Annotated in this window: 17 protein-coding genes; 2 read left to right on the forward strand and 15 right to left on the reverse strand. The window is 59.8% G+C overall.

Going from position 1 to position 14,773, the window contains the following annotated elements:
• Positions 1 to 12: 12 nt before the first annotated feature.
• On the reverse strand, positions 13 to 1,557 hold the full coding sequence (locus NKH57_RS20115; protein ID WP_352946544.1) for a glycosyltransferase family 39 protein: 1,545 nt from the start codon (positions 1,555 to 1,557) through the stop codon (positions 13 to 15).
• Between the two features lie 193 nt (positions 1,558 to 1,750).
• Here NKH57_RS20115 and NKH57_RS20120 point away from each other — a divergent pair, with 193 nt between their 5' ends.
• A complete protein-coding gene (locus NKH57_RS20120; RefSeq protein WP_352601978.1) occupies positions 1,751 to 2,458 on the forward strand; it encodes a hypothetical protein in 708 nt (235 codons plus the stop codon).
• Positions 2,459 to 2,667: 209 nt separating this feature from the next.
• Here NKH57_RS20120 and NKH57_RS20125 read toward each other — a convergent pair whose 3' ends face one another.
• The 4 genes from NKH57_RS20125 to NKH57_RS20140 form a co-directional block, all read right to left on the reverse strand.
• The gene (locus NKH57_RS20125; RefSeq protein WP_023761022.1) at positions 2,668 to 2,991 is read right to left on the reverse strand and encodes a hypothetical protein; all 324 of its coding nucleotides are present in this window, start codon (positions 2,989 to 2,991) and stop codon (positions 2,668 to 2,670) included.
• 169 nt (positions 2,992 to 3,160) lie between these two features.
• Complete coding sequence (locus NKH57_RS20130; protein ID WP_023761023.1) at positions 3,161 to 3,388, reverse strand: hypothetical protein; 228 nt, start codon at positions 3,386 to 3,388, stop codon at positions 3,161 to 3,163.
• A 1-nt stretch (position 3,389) separates the two neighbouring features.
• Positions 3,390 to 3,608, reverse strand: a complete 219-nt coding sequence (locus tag NKH57_RS20135; protein ID WP_023761024.1) for a hypothetical protein — start codon at positions 3,606 to 3,608, stop codon at positions 3,390 to 3,392.
• Complete coding sequence (locus tag NKH57_RS20140) at positions 3,608 to 4,327, reverse strand: glycoside hydrolase family 108 protein (RefSeq protein ID WP_352946549.1); 720 nt, start codon at positions 4,325 to 4,327, stop codon at positions 3,608 to 3,610. The genes NKH57_RS20135 and NKH57_RS20140 overlap by 1 nt, the downstream gene beginning before the upstream one ends.
• Positions 4,328 to 4,428: 101 nt before the next feature.
• On the opposite strand from NKH57_RS20140, the gene NKH57_RS20145 reads away from it, so the two are divergent.
• Complete coding sequence (locus NKH57_RS20145) at positions 4,429 to 4,794, forward strand: hypothetical protein (RefSeq protein ID WP_352946552.1); 366 nt, start codon at positions 4,429 to 4,431, stop codon at positions 4,792 to 4,794.
• Positions 4,795 to 4,926: 132 nt separating this feature from the next.
• Here NKH57_RS20145 and NKH57_RS20150 read toward each other — a convergent pair whose 3' ends face one another.
• From NKH57_RS20150 to NKH57_RS20195, 10 genes are all read right to left on the reverse strand, one after another.
• A complete protein-coding gene (locus tag NKH57_RS20150; RefSeq protein ID WP_352946555.1) occupies positions 4,927 to 6,213 on the reverse strand; it encodes a hypothetical protein in 1,287 nt (428 codons plus the stop codon).
• Positions 6,214 to 6,251: 38 nt separating this feature from the next.
• Positions 6,252 to 8,927, reverse strand: a complete 2,676-nt coding sequence (locus NKH57_RS20155; protein ID WP_352946558.1) for a right-handed parallel beta-helix repeat-containing protein — start codon at positions 8,925 to 8,927, stop codon at positions 6,252 to 6,254.
• A gap of 267 nt (positions 8,928 to 9,194) precedes the next feature.
• Entirely contained in the window at positions 9,195 to 9,671 is a 477-nt protein-coding gene (locus NKH57_RS20160; protein ID WP_352831572.1) for a T6SS immunity protein Tdi1 domain-containing protein, read from the reverse strand.
• Positions 9,672 to 9,674: 3 nt separating this feature from the next.
• Complete coding sequence (locus tag NKH57_RS20165) at positions 9,675 to 9,809, reverse strand: hypothetical protein (RefSeq protein WP_352831570.1); 135 nt, start codon at positions 9,807 to 9,809, stop codon at positions 9,675 to 9,677.
• Positions 9,810 to 10,154: 345 nt separating this feature from the next.
• Entirely contained in the window at positions 10,155 to 10,565 is a 411-nt protein-coding gene (locus NKH57_RS20170) for a hypothetical protein (RefSeq protein WP_352946561.1), read from the reverse strand.
• Positions 10,566 to 10,799: 234 nt separating this feature from the next.
• Positions 10,800 to 11,099 (reverse strand): hypothetical protein, encoded by a 300-nt coding sequence (locus tag NKH57_RS20175; protein ID WP_352946564.1) that lies wholly within the window; start codon positions 11,097 to 11,099, stop codon positions 10,800 to 10,802.
• 131 nt (positions 11,100 to 11,230) lie between these two features.
• On the reverse strand, positions 11,231 to 11,503 hold the full coding sequence (locus NKH57_RS20180; RefSeq protein ID WP_352946567.1) for a hypothetical protein: 273 nt from the start codon (positions 11,501 to 11,503) through the stop codon (positions 11,231 to 11,233).
• 12 nt (positions 11,504 to 11,515) lie between these two features.
• Positions 11,516 to 13,258, reverse strand: coding sequence for a hypothetical protein (locus NKH57_RS20185; RefSeq protein ID WP_352946570.1), 1,743 nt, complete (start codon positions 13,256 to 13,258; stop codon positions 11,516 to 11,518).
• Positions 13,259 to 13,789 carry a hypothetical protein gene (locus NKH57_RS20190; RefSeq protein ID WP_352946573.1) on the reverse strand — a complete coding sequence of 177 codons (531 nt, stop codon included), beginning with the start codon at positions 13,787 to 13,789 and terminating at the stop codon, positions 13,259 to 13,261.
• A 3-nt stretch (positions 13,790 to 13,792) separates the two neighbouring features.
• Entirely contained in the window at positions 13,793 to 14,461 is a 669-nt protein-coding gene (locus NKH57_RS20195; RefSeq protein WP_352946576.1) for a hypothetical protein, read from the reverse strand.
• Positions 14,462 to 14,773 lie beyond the last annotated feature (312 nt).

The following is a 14,773-nucleotide window of genomic DNA, read 5'->3' on the forward strand; positions in this document are numbered from 1 at the left end:
CGCCGACCTGCTTCAGTTGCTCGTTTGGGCGAGGCTGTCGATCGCATTCGCCAACTGCGGCGCGCCGGGCGGAATGGCGGCAAAGCTGACCACCACCGGCGGCGCCCTGAGCGACCAGTCGAAAAGAACGGTTTTGACCGGGACGTTGCCCACCCACACCTGCAGTCGAGGTGGCACGTCGCGCCCAGACCAGACCAGCAGTATGCCGTGGTCGCGCAGCCGATCCTTGGTGATCCAGGGGGCATACTGCATGTTCAGGTCGGTGAAGATCGACGGCTTGTCATAGGCGTTGAGGCCCGCCAGCGACGCGATAAGGGGATGGCCGCCGACGATGTCGAGCCGACCGGGCGCGGCCGCGTGCCAGACGACCTCGGCCTCATCCGATATCTTCTGCGCCGGCCAACAGACGGCGTCCATCCGTCCACGCAAATTGCATTTCGTCCAGCGGATCCCCGCATAAGCACCAGATATGCCGATGATGCAGACGAACGCGCAGATCGCCAGCTTTCGCATCTCGACGGTGCCGAGGCGGTGGCCCAGCAAGGCAAGCGCCACAACGCCAGCAAGATTGTACATCGGCGCGCCCCAGGCCTCGCCTGCCCCGGTGAACAGGGACGCCACCATGACGAGGAGCGCCGGGCCAAGCCCCATCCACAAGAGGTAAACGAGAATACCGCGCCCAACGGGCTCTTGCGGCGGCGCCGAGCGCCGCAGCAGCCCTGATATCGCCAGCACCAGAACGAAGCCGCAGAGCCCGGCCATCTGGACGCCGATATAATAGAAGCGGGAGCGATGGGCCAGCACCCACTGATCGCGCCAGGCAGCATAGGTCAGCGGCAGGAAATCGACGCGGTTGAGTTCGACGGCCAGCGGCGCAGCGACAGCGACGAAAACCACAAGGCCAAGCCATGGCCAAGGCGTGGCGAGCCGACTGCGTGCCCGCGGGTCGGACAACAGCCAAATCGCGCCGAATAGCAACAGCAGGGCGGTGGAAAACTTGGCGTAGAGCCCGACGCCCGATACGAGTCCGAGCGCAAGCCACCAGCCCGGCCCACCACCACGCCCTGCACGCCACAACAGCCAGCAGATAGCGGCCCAGAAGGGCATCTGCGCGTAGTCATGATTGAACTGCGGGGTCGGCCAGCCGAAGAAATAGAGAGACGGCATCAAAAGCACGGCAGCCAGCGCACGCTTCTGCCCTATCAGGTCACGGGCCAGCAGATAGACCAGGACGAAAGTCGCCGAGATCGTCAGCTGGGCCAGGAAATATTGCGGCCAGCGGAACGATCCGGTCAGAAGATGGCTGGTCTCGAGCAGCCATGCGGGAAGCTGTGGATGCTTGTAGCTCAACAGCACCCATTCGCGGCCCCACATGAAGCCTTCGACGACATCGTTGGGCGGTGAGACGTTGACAAGTGCGGGCGCCACCGTCCAGCAGAATATCTGCATCAGGCACAAAATTGCCAGCAAATACAAGGGATTACGGATTAGATTGGACAAAACCGATGGGGAATCGACGCCGGCGGCAACCAATTCCGCCGGCACCCAGTCGTCCATGGATCCATCTATCCCCGCCATGCGGCGCTTAGATCACATAGTCCGGTTTGACGAACAGCCCAAACGTCGAAGCTTACAAAAAAGTATAGCTATGTGCCATTGCAGCACCATTATCGAGCAGGAGTATCGGCGCTCCTCTCTCCAGCCACGATAGCGCTGCACGGCTGACTTAGCCTGAAAAATCCGGATCCCAATGCGCCACCACCACGCCGTCATCCACTACCGTGCGCTCGACTTCTGGATGGCGCGCGCGGCCGTTCTGGTTATCATCTGCCTGCAGCTTCTGGTCATCAACAACCTCTCATTTGGGCCGCGCTGGCTGGCGCCGGTGCTGGAGGCCGCCCTGCTGCTGCCCTTGTCGGTGGCCACGGCCTGGACACAGGCCGCCACCCGAAAGGCGGTCGATGATCACGAGTGGCATGCGATCGGCCAGTTTCGCATCATGATCCGCAGAACCGCGCTAACCATGACCGCCATCATCAGCCTCATGAATTGTGGTTCGCTGTTCTTGCTGGTGCGTGCCTTGCTGGAGGGCCATGCCGGCAACAGCGGCACGACGCTGCTGATCGATGCGCTCAACATATGGGTCACCAACGTCATCGTCTTTGCCTTGTGGTTCTGGAGCACCGATCGCGGTGGACCGCCGACCTGCGGGCTCGTCAAGCTCGCGCAGGCCGACTTCCTGTTCGCACAGATGACGCTGAACGACCGTGACCTTCGCGATTGGCTGCCCGGCTTCGTCGACTATTTCTTCCTTGCCTTCACCAATGCGACAGCGTTTTCGCCCACCGATACGTTGCCACTCTCCCAGCGCGCCAAGCTGTTGATGATGGCGGAATCCATGATCTCGCTGCTGACCATCGCGCTGGTCGCGGCACGCGCGGTCAACATCCTGGCTTGAGGCTTGCCAATCCGAATCGCCGCCGCATCGAGCCGAAACGCAAAATGGCCCGCCCCGGCGCGAGCCGAGGCGGGCAAAAATGGCAGTCGTGGAAATGAAATGAGGACTATACCGCGTCTGGCGGCTCTTTCGGCGCGGCTCTATGCCGAAAGTGTCTCGGGCATGCTGTCAAGCAGATGCCAACAGACAACGCCGACCGGAGCCAGCAGCTACTCATCTGACGGCGGCTTGAATCGCCTCGCGACAAACTCGAACAAGACGTCCGAGATCCACATGGCGCAGACGCCGATCAGGAAGGCCGCTGCCAGTGTGGTGGTGTCGTCGACGGGATCCGGCATCGGCAGGCCGGTGATCCTGGCGTAGGACACCGCCGGCAGCGTCAGATATGCCGCCGCCAAGGCGCCACAGATTGGCGACGCTATCATTTCGCGCAATTTGTAGCGATGCCGCGAGAGCGCGCGCAGAACGCCGCCGGCAAGGCCAGCCGCCACGACCGGTCCCTTGATGCCAAGCAGGTCGAAAATTTCGTGCATCACGGTCTCCATCCACAGAGCTTCTGACCCTTTTCGTTATGAGCCAGGATCGCCGCTGCCGACGCGTCGGAAAGAGTCGCCACCTCTGCCTGTGTCGGCCGGATGGGATGCCCGGCCGCGCAGAACGACCCGCCCGATGTGGTGCAGCCGGCCAGCGTGAGGGAAAGCGCTAGGATTTTGACCATTTGCCCAGCCTCCTCCGGTTGTCGTCCGGCGTCCGGCCGGCAACGGCATCATCGATCTTCTGGGCTTCGGAGCGAGCCGCGGCGTCGGCGGCATCTTGCCTGGCCTTCTGGTTGGCCTTGCCCTTGGCGTAGGCCGTCCAGAGACCGGCGAGCGCGGCACCCGTTGCAAGGAGATATGGCCAGACCTGGCCAAGCAGTGCGAGCGTTCCCATCTCATGTCTCCTTGGCCGGCGGCACGATCATGCCGCGCGGACCGTCACGCACCGCGTTGATGATGATCTTGGCAAGGGCGATAGTGCCGCTGATCTGAAGCGCGGCGCGGTCGCTCACCCCGAACATCGTCCAGTCGAAGCCGGCAAGGGCGCCACCGCAGATGATGGCGATCAGCGTGTTGAGGAGATTGTGTAAGGCGTTGGTATTGAACCATGTCATCAAAAGAGGCTCCCGAAAAAACCGGTGAGGTGATGCCGGAACGCCGTGAGCGCTGCGGCCATGAGTAAGAGAATACCGGCCGCTGCAGCCGTCTTGCCGCCGGATGGCGGTACCCGAGGCACCGGCTGGACCGTCTGCGCCTCGGTAGCGGTGGTTTCGGCTTTGGACGGTTGCGGGACAGTCGCCGGCGCGGCCACCGCGGCATGTTGCGCCGACATCAGCAAGGCCTGAACCCGCACCGACCTCACCCGATCGGACCAGCCGCGCCCGAACGTTGCCCATGTCGGCAGCCGTTTGAGAAACGCCAGCCGCGCATCGCAAAGCGCATCGATGATGACGCCGGCCGGTTTTGCCTTGACTGCCGCGAGGGTCACCGGTCCGATCCGGCCGTCCTGGGCAACGCCCACCGCCGCCTGCAGGTATTTCGCCGCCCGGCCAGGCCCGCTGTTCACCGCGAAATCGAACACCGCAAAGTCGACGCCATCGGGCAGTTCGGCGCCGAGCACGGCGTCCCAGTAGAAACGGCGGTAGATCGTGGCAACCTGCGCGTCGCCGATGCTGCGGAGGTCCGCCTTCGTCGCGTCGGCCTTCACGTAGCGGCGGAAATTGGCGAGCGTCACCCCCTTCATGGTGGCGCCGCCTGGATCGGCTGGATTGTCCGACCAGAGCCCTTCAGATTTCAGAACGAGCGCAAGCGCCCGCGCGAAGTTGCGGTTCATGGTTATGGTTCCTTTCGGATCGGTTTTGCTAGGCTGGAAGGATGGACACGATGGTTCGATCTGCTCGTGACATATCCCGGCGAGCGATCGGCTGGAGGATCATGGATTTGATTGGCGCAGCCATGCTGGTGGGCATGGCCGTGGTGTTCTTGCTCAGCACACAGATCCTGAAGAGAGGGCAAGATGACGGACAACGTCGAAGTGCGATCACCGATCGCCCGCGAAATCGCATCGGCAATCCACTGGGTTCCTGGCTCAGTGCGGCAACAATATCATTCGCGCTTGGAGTTCTCGCGCTACGCGCCTCGGCCTCAGCTATCTACTCAAGGCCAATGGGCGGGCTTTTCGTGGCATCGTTCATCGCTTTGGGAACGATCTCGGCTGCCGTTTCGATCGGCTCGGTATTCGGACTCATTTGGAAATTTACGCGGTCTCAAATGCGAACTTCGCTGGACGGGTTCTTTTGAGTCGGGTTCCTCGTGCTTCCGATTTCAGTGGCACTTTGTGCCTCAGCAACGTGGCCGCTCGCTTGGTACTTTCTGGGCGGCAATGAACAATCGCGTTTATAAAGGTTTAGTGATCGCAATCCCGGGAGGTGGCTAAGGCCTACGTGGCGTAGGGGAATGGCTATCACTAACAGGCATCATGCGCCGAGATCGCACTTGCAGAGTGGTTAAGATAGCCATCACCTGAATCGTGAGAAACACGATGACGATCGGTCGGATCAGCGCAAGAATGTTCTCGGGGCTGTTCCTGTGGGCGTACACCCCGATCGTCGCCGCCCCGAGAAGGAAGAGAAAAAACATCATACCCCTGCTACGAACTATCGAATTGTTCAAAAACAGGATGCTTGCACCATAAATCCCTCCCCCGATCAGGACACCAAGAAGCCCGCCCATCGCCCAGCAGTGCGCCCATAAATTGGAGGCTAGTCCGTACGTCGCCTGGGAAAAAACCTGTTGCTGCAAGAGCTCATTAAAGCCGCCGCTTCCAAAGCCGAAATAGGACGGCACCAGCAGAAACTGCGCGAGGCAATCCCGCGTCGTACTCCAAAGCGGATACGAAACGTTCAAGGCAACGACTTTTTCAAGCAATTCATGAGTGCCGAAGGCCTCCCATCCGGCCTGCAAAGACATGGCGTCTGTCGATGCGAGAATGTCGCTGAAGGACTGGTCAGACTTCAAGGACACGTAGAAAGGTTTGGCATAGAAAATAACGGCTAAAACTGCTGCGGCGGCGGCTAGCGATTTCCCGGAAAAGAGCGTCCTGATTGCTGGCCGGCCCCACATGAGCGCGAAGCCTAGAGAGACTAGCGTGATGACAGGGGTAGTGCGATCAGCGCCGACAACGATCAGCGCGAGCAGGCATGAGAAGACATTTCTGGCCCAAGGCACCTGAAAATACCACCCTATCAAGAAGCCAAGCGCTATCGACCATTTCCAGAGAAGCCAGTCAGCGCCGATGTAGGAGCTGATTTCCGCCCGAGGATCGAGCAGCCATAGGAAATTGCCGGATTTGTATGCCAATGAACTGTAGCAAAGCACAACAAGCCCGAGCGCCGCCAACAGAAACCGGTTCAAATAGACTGGATGTGGGATTGCCCGGATCGTCGGCTGCTTCTGCGCATACCCGCTTGTATCAGCGACAAAAAGGGAAAGCGCAAAGCCGAGCCACGCTACAGCCATCACCAGTGTGGCCGCATCAGAGGTCGGCGCGTAGTATGCTGACATCTTGCCGGATAGAACCGGCCGAGTTATGCCGAGCAATGCCGGAATGCTATAGGCGCAAAGACCAACGAAGCCGATCCAGATCGCCGAAACTGTGGGGAATCTGGTCAGCAAAAGTATTGTCGTCGCGATAACCGTTACCCACAGCAAAAAGAACATGGATCCTGATAACATCAGGACTATCGAGTCGCAATTTTCTAGAGCTCGAAATCCCCTGACCAGCCGATTGCCGAACTGACAACCCACAATCCCAACGCGTAGGCCTCCAAGGTCACTCGCTCACCGGGATCGAGGATGAGATATTTTCCTGCACCGCCACCCTTAATCGTGTCCGTGCCGTTGGGATCGAGATTCATGACATGGGTCGAGTGCAAATCAGCAAAGCCGATCCGTAAACCCGGTGCGGCCGGCGGCAGAGTGTGGGTCCGCGCTGCGCCGGCGCCGTTGTTGTGGCAGAGGGCGCGGTTATGCAGGCCGAACAGGATTGTGTTGAGGGTCAGGTTGATTGGCACACTCGACGTCCCCTGCAGGCCTGGGTTGTCGCCACCGACGAACCGGGTCACGATGCCGGCCGTGATGGAACTGCCAGTACCGTCGCCTACCCACTCCGATATGTCAAAACCGTCAACGAGCATTTCGTCAATTACGCCGCCGGTGGTCACCCGAAAGGCAATGCCAACTGAAGTCGAGTTCTTCAGCGCAATGTCCTTGAGACTGACCTTGCGCAGCCGTTGGCCGGCGGAAAGGTTGAACCGGATGCCATGCGACTGGGTGTTGCCCCTGATGCCCGTCAGACTAAGGCTCGCTGGCGTGACGCAATTCGCCACCACTATGGCATCGGTCGAGCAGTTCATCATGGTGCCTGGGCCGATCGCAAGCGGCGTCTGGTATGGAGCGGCGACTGTAGCCGTGGCGCCGGACACGCCGCCCGTGATAGTCTCGCCAGTTGAGAAGCTGCTGGCCGAACCGCGCACATAGATGCGTCGGGTCACGCTGCTTGCCGTTTTCGCAATCATCGAGGAGCCGCCAGTGATTGTTTCAGCAGCCTGGAATGTCCCGGTCACCGGCAAGACTCTCAGCAGATTGGCGAAGAAATCGATCACGGTACCTGTCGCACCGGACGTACCACCGGTTACCGTCTCACCGAGTTCATAGTCGACAGTTGAACCGGTTATGACAATTTCAACATGTTGGAACCGCAGGATCCCGGTCGAGCCAGAGGCGCCGCCGAAGACGGTCTCGCCAGTCGTAAACGATCCGACCTGCGAGCTAAGAGCGAGTTGGTATTCGCCGTTTGGCTCCAATTGCAGGGCTGTGTTGTAGCGGTCGATATACCAGTTATCGAGCCGGCCCGATTGGATTTGAACGCCGTATACATTGCCGGCAGAGCTGCCAGAAAGCCTGTTGCCGATCGCCTTGACGTTCGAGATGAGCACTTCGCTGTTGGCGTCGGTCGCTGCGACGCCAACCAGACAGTCATTCGCCACCACGTTGGTGATGATTCCTCGTGGATCTCGCGCGCCCGTCATTTCCACCCAGACACCGGCAGAAGGACTATCGAGATGCGCATCGGCGAAAACACCGTCTACCAAGATGTCGGTGGTGTTGAGGTTTCCCGCATACGTCAACACGACGCCGTCGCGTTTGCATTTTGCCGACCGGATGTTGCGCACGATCGGCCTGCGGACACCAGCAACGTAAACGCTATCGCCAAACTCGCCGCCGGTTGGCGTGACGATGTTGTAACCGTCAATGTCCTCGATCGTTGGGCTGTCAACACAGAGCGCCATGATGCCCGCAAGCCCAAGATTGCGCACCTTGATGCCGCGAATCGTCGGCCGCTTCCTGCGCGCGCCTGTCGAAAAGCCAGCACGGATGCCTATGGAAGCCTCGTACCCGACGTGCGATCCGCCATCTATCGTCAGATCCCCGTCAACCTGGACATCATCGGCAGCGATGTCGATCACGGGATAGTGGCGGGTGACGGTGGAGGCCGGAGCGCGTAGGATCAGGGCAGAGCCACCCAGGCATTCGACGCGCTTCTTCGCCGTCGAAATGACATGGTTGCCATCGGTCTGATATGAGCCGTCAACCAGCACGTGCGGATAGCTGCCCGAGAGCAGCGCGTCGATAGCGGCCGTGGCGTTCGCGCCGCCACCGCGCGCGCCAAGCATGGATGCGGCCACGGGGATTGAGGCCAGCCCATATCCCGCCTTCGTCACGCGGTCGCTCAAAGTGATCACCAGATCCCCGGCCGTGGTTCCGTTCTTGCGGTAGACGGCGCCGCTGCCTGCCACTTGGTGGCTGTCATAGAAAGCGGTGCGGATGTAGGTCGGGGCGATCGGCGGGGAAAACGCCTGGGCGGCGGCGAGCGTGGCGAATTGGGGATCAATTACCGTGGTCATCGCTTCGGCCGCGAGATTGGCCGGTGCTTGGGCCTGGTCGATGATGTCTTGAGCGGCTTCCCGAATATCCCCGACCGTGTCGTCGGACTGGTAGAACGACAGGACAATGTCGTCGGTACCGATCACGGGGTTCAGCGTCTGGAAGACAAAGACGAAATTGCCCGAAGCCGCGCCTTCCTGGACATGCACCGTCGTTCCCTTCTGCATCGTGCGACCCGCTCGCGCATCGGCGGCGCGGTACCAGTAGCCCTCCGACGCCGTATAGATGCCGTTCAACCTGGCGTCAGCCTGGTCCTTGACCAGCACCCGGTCGCCGGTCGCGGTCTGGACGCCGTCGACGACCTTGAGGCCCTGGATCCAGGCAACACCGTCGATGACGATCGTCTCCAGGTTCACGGTCGTCGCCAGGCGCACGGGTTCGCGCTCGCCGGTCAACAGGCGAACGGCGGCGGTTGCAGGACGGGCCATGAGACTTGCTCCATGAAAAAAGCCCCGCGAAAGCGAGGCTGTGAAAAGGGTCTGATTTTGCGGCGTGGGCGCGTCCGGAGGTTAACCCCAGTCACATGGGTGTGACCGGTAAAAAGTGGTCACCGTAATTCCCACGACCGGCGGATGGACGCCGGTGTCCATGGTCGTACCTTTGCCCAGGCCACCAGCGACATCGGGCTCAACTTCGAAGTATCGCATCGCTCACCTATCGGGCTGAATAGATGGCCATGCACCTGCCCATCCAGCTTAAGGTGATATGCGCACTGGTGTTCCAGGTGGTAGGCCTTTTACTTTCGCGATGATTTGGCCCATGATGTGCCAATAGACATCAAGGTCCGACAACTCCAGATTCTCGATCGTCTCCTCGCCTCCAAGAAAAAGCGGTTTCTTACTGCCTACGCATTGAGCGTACGCCGGCTGGGCGCCGCCGGCTTCCCGCCACATTGCGTACCCATCGGACGCCAATATGGCGTCCTCGTCTTCGATAAGTTCAATATCGTGGAAGGTTCGGACATTGCACGGTATCTGCAGAGCCTCGCCCGTGTCGGGTTCAAACATCACGACACCGGGCTCGCCTTGCTCCAACCGTCCGGTATCGACAGCAAACGCCGTGCCCTGCCAATCATAGCCAAAGCAAATGATCCGCCCGGCGAACTCGGGAAAGCCCAGGCTGACCCTCGCGTTCCAGCGCGCCACGTCCTGTGCGCGGACGATCCTATACAAGCCTTACTTGAACGATCCGCCTCCGAAACTCGTTAGCAACTCTTTCAATCCCGGCACCTTCGTATCAAGCGAAAGGTCGCCCGCATCGGTTGGCGCCCTGCTATCCACCGGGAAGTTTTGTTGGAATGTCTCGAACATCGCGATCTCCAATCGTTACCTTGTTGATTTTGGTTCCATAAGGCAGAAGCTTGATTTGGTGTCTTATCTTCGACCCAAGACTGGTGTTAACGCTGGGATCCAGTGGGCCCATGTTCTCCAGTATCTGCTTCCCACCTAGCTGCAAATCAATTCTGTCGAATTACGGTGAAAGTGTACTATTTTCTTCCACTCCGAATTACGGTGACAGTGTACTATTTTCTTTCACTCTGGTCCGTATCGATTCATAAAGTGCAGTGTCACCGTACCTCTGGAAGATATCCGGCAGGACAGAGGGGGCGCCGTAGAACGCCAGCCATCACAGCAATTCCAATTAGAGAGCAGCGTTCAACCCGCGAAATTTTCGTCCACGAACATCTCGGCAAATTTCTGGGGTGGGAGGGTTACGTCATTGACGCGGGCGATTTCGAGGTTCCTTGCCCACATATCCCGGATTGCTGCCGGCATTCCCTCGGGCATGTGCATGGCCTGGGCAATTGCGTCATGCCATTGTCCGTCGCCGCCATAGATAGATTGCAGCTTGGGGCCCATCTTTTTCAAGCCATCCTCCGACTCTTGAGAGAGTTCTCGGATGGCCCAGAGCACATAAAGCTCCAGCAGCCTAAGCAGCGGTTGTCCATCATAACGTGGGTTAGTCGGCATATTACCTCTCATCAAAGGTGGCGTAATAAATGAGCCTTTCGCAGATGGCGTCGCTGAAAGAAAAGCCCAGCCTTTCCGACATCCGAAGAGTTTCATGAATATCAACCTGGGCAGGAACTTCCACCTTTTGTCTGGTTGAAAGTGAATGGGAAGGCTGGCCGCGACGTGATCCCGTTACTGTTCGCAAGGCTCGACCACGGCAAATGGTATTCCCAATGATTCCAGCAAATCAAGAATGCGTTTCGAGATGACGAGGCGATAGTTTGCCGCGATCCCGAAATCTCCATCGCTTCAACACCGCTCCCCAAAGAGCCGCCAGGACTGAGCCCATCAAGACGCTTCAAAAGGCTCAATCAAGGCATTGGAAATCCGCAATGGCTTGAGGGCATCGAGAACGCGCTCGGAAACGACGAGGCGGAGATCTTTCGCTATTCCGAAATCATCGCGACCGGCATCCCCGTTCACTTTCAGCCATACGAAGGGCGGAAGCTTCTGGTCCGGTTGCATTTCCTCGAACAATTCAGAAGTGGTCGCCTCGACCTTGTCAAAGGTTACGCCTGAAAATTCACTCTTGAGAATTTTCTCTTTCACATCTTCGGTGACAAGGTAGCACGGGAACGACGTCACCATCCTATCACCCAACCACCCATCAAACTCATAATGCAAACGGGCTACGAGAGGAGGATGAACACTCGCGTCCAAAATTATATTTTCGCCAAAACCACCAGACACCTCCGGCTCTAGCTAGTAATATATTTTCATCACTTATTGATCTCAGGAAACTTGAAATTTAAATTATGGTGGTCCGATCCATGCAAATTTTCTACGATGTCTTTATACTTACCGCCAACGACTTCAACCACTTCGAAATATTGAAATCCCATCAACCTTCCAACGATTTTTTTAAGGAAATCGAATTCTTCTTTGCTCCTTGAATCTCTTCTATCAAGCAAAAATTCATTTAGAGACTTAGAGGTGCCAAGAATTAATTGCACAATAGCCTCTGCATCATCTCTGCGGAGATTGTCTACCATTTAATTCACCCTTCAATGCCCATAATTTTCCATACATCTGGCTATACAATAGTGAAATGGTGCTCCGTCGTACGTGCCGGTGGGCAGTGTGGCGTTAGTGCAAAAGTCGATACACAAATTCCTCGCGACTGACTTTGATATACCAGCTACCTCGACGGAAGGATAGATGTTCTCTTTTTGTTCATAAATTGCGGACGCGGTCTGGGTCTGCTGGTTCTCCAACGCCTCAGAACGTTGCCCGCTCCCCGAATTCGGTTCCGACGCATCTGTTGATGCATCTAGCGTACCTGCTTCCGTGTCGCTCGCATGGTGCAGCAGTTCACGGATATCTAGTGTGTTAGTCGAATCCGCCGAGAATGAATTTGGCAAGGGTTGGATGTTCTCAAAATCCAACTGTTCTTGAGCAGCAATAGAACGGGTAATTGCGACTTGATAGGCGGCCGGATCGTTGCTGTCCGGGCTCGTTGTCGCCTTCCACGCGGCATCGACATTGGGGAAGACCTCGCGGACGTAGCCAGCAGGGTCTGCCCGCCTCATGCCCAGAGTCTTGAGCGCTGCGGCAGCCGTAACCCAATATCGTGTCTGCTCTTCTTTGGATCTGACCGGCCCAGGCTCCGCATCGCGCAGCGCTGCGTGGATCGCCTGGTTGGGCATCGTCCGCATGCCAAAGGCCTGACGGCCGACATCAATCTTCAAGTTGAAGTTCTGGTACTGCTTGCCGCCCTCCTCGGTGCCATAAATGGCGGCGAAGTCGGCGGGGCTGGGCATCTTGCCGGAATAGCTGCCCGTATTGGCGATTGCGTCCGGGGCGTTCTGCGAAGCGAGGGCGATGTTGGTGCGCGCCTCGATAAGTTGGGCAGTGGCCGCAGCGTGCGTCTGGTCGATCAGTCGCTGAACGTCATTTGGAGATAGGTCGGCGAGATGGTCGGCTGCCGGCTTGGTCGCGATCGGACCGGGCGCCGGAGCATGGCCCGCAAACGCCTGCGCCACGGTTTCATCAGGTGTTTTCTTGCCGAGGCGGTCGCCGGGGGCATCGCGGCCGGAGGCCGGCGTCCCGACACCAAATATCTCAAGTGCCCGTTTCGGATCCTTGGCGATCAACGCCTCGAAGCGCGTCTTGGCCGCAGTGCCGAACCAGTCCTTGACCTTCTGCCGTCGGATACCCGGGTCGAGCCCCATCTTATCGATCAGGTCGAGCCCTTCCTGGCGGGCTGCTTCGAAGGTAACGGCATCGTCGGGGTTGGCGTTGCCGATGGCTATGGCGCTGGTCTTGAGCGCCGTGTCGACCTCGGCCAGCTCATAGCCGTCGCGGCGCGTCTGTTGCCGCTGCGCCATGGGCCGCGCGCGCACAGCGCGCATCGCCTCCTTTTGCCCGGCGAAACTGGCGCGCTGGCTTTCGGGCATGTTCGCAAGGGCATCGTCGAACAGCGTGTCGAAAAGGCCTGTTTGGACGACCTGGCCGGTGCGCGGATCGACCTGGCCATACATCGTGTCGTGCATGCCGGCACCATCGGCCGGCGCGTTCGCCGCCACCTGGTCTTCGGCCTGCGCGATCCTGCCGTTGAAGCGGCGCCGCGCAAGCTCGGCGTCGAACGCCTCCTGCTGGTCTTTCATCTGCTGGTAGCGTTCGGCGACGGCTGAGAGTTTATCGCCCAGCCCTTGCATGGCGCCACCGAATGGCGAGCCCTGCGGGTATTGCACCGCGTTGCCGGTATCGAGCCGGCGCTGGGCTATGTGGAGAGGGATGGTCGCCATCTAGCTGTTCCCCGCCCACGAGGCCCTGAGGGCCGAACCGCCGAAGATCACCGACCGCTTCGGGACCATGCCGGCAATGGCGCCCGAGACCGGTGCCTTCGTCGGGACCTGGATTTTGGAGCGGCCGCCAACGAGCGCGTTGCCAGCGTTGAAGATCGAGGCCGTCACCGCCTGCTTGCCGGAGAAGCGTGAGATAGCGGCTTGCGTATTGAGATTGTTCTGGCGCAGTTTTGAGCCGTATTGGATCGCATCGAGATCAAGCTGGCCCTGCCTGGCATTGGCGGCCAGCACCTCGGTCGGCGAGCCTGAGATGCCGACGCCGGACGCGCCGGCCTGGGCGCGCGCCTGGCCTTGCAGGAGATCCTGCTTATGGCGCTCCTGGCTCTGGTCGAAGGCGGCACTTTGCGCGTCGGCCTGCGCCTGCTGCTCATAGGCCCTGGCCTGATAGTCGGCCATCCGCTTCGACTGCTGGCCTTCGACCAGCGCACCGCCGGCAGAAAGAGCCGTGCCGAGAAGGGCAAGTGTGCACATGGTTCAGCCTCGTTCACCAAAGGAGGTCTTTGCGGGAATGAATTTGCTTTTGACGCCGTCCACCGGCGCGCCGAGCGGCGGGCGCGGGTCGAGGGCGCCGCCGGGGCTGAGGAAGGACAGCAAAAGCTTGTCGGCCTGCAGCGCCGGCCGGCTGAGGCGGGCGGGTGGGGCGGCCCGTGGCCCGGCCATGGCGGCGCGGCGCGTGGTGGTCAGGTTCACCTTCAACTCGGCAACGCCGGCGGCGTCGAACAGGCCATTGGCGGTGGCAATAGTGCGGGCCAGCGCATCGACCTCGAACAGTTGCTGGCGCAGCTGCTCGACCAGCCGACGGACGTCGCGCCAGCGCTCGCGCAGCGTCACCGCCCTGGCCTTGATCTCGTCGCCAAGGGCGGCAATATCGGCCCGGGCTTCGCTGGCGGCGGCATCGGCGCGGCGCTTGCCGGCGGTGTCGATCGTCTTTTCCAGCAGGACGATCTGGTCGTTGCAGTCGTCGAGGGCTGCACGCGCGGCGGCCAGGTCGCCATCGCCGAAGACCGCGCGGTCCTCGGCCTCAGCCAGTTCGCGTCTGCGGGCGAGCGCGTCGTTGAGGTCGGTGTCGAGCAAGGCGATGACGGCAGCGAATTCGGCAGCCGTCCGCGCCCTGCCGAGTTGCTCGGCATGGAGGGATGTCATGGGGGAGGTGTCCTTGTGGATGGAGTGCGGGCCGGCAGAGGGCTATCTCCCCCCTCGAGGGGGAGATAGCCGGTAGGCCAGAGGGGGTCGGTTCGACCTGATGCGACCTTCTGCGGCGGATGAAGATTGGCGCTTCGCGTGAAGCGCTGGCGTCCCCTTTTCAATGCAGGAGGTCGCGTCCCGTCGTACCGACCCCCTCTGTCGCCTTCGGCGACATCTCCCCCTCGAGGGCAGGGGAATCGCATATGAGTAAGAGTAAGTCTTGCGTTGAGTGGAAAGGTTGATTCTTTAGGGGCCTTCTCTTTGAAGAGG

Origin of the sequence: Mesorhizobium sp. M1050, from assembly GCF_040318715.1 — a bacterium.
In the GTDB taxonomy this organism is placed as follows: Bacteria; Pseudomonadota; Alphaproteobacteria; order Rhizobiales; family Rhizobiaceae; genus Mesorhizobium.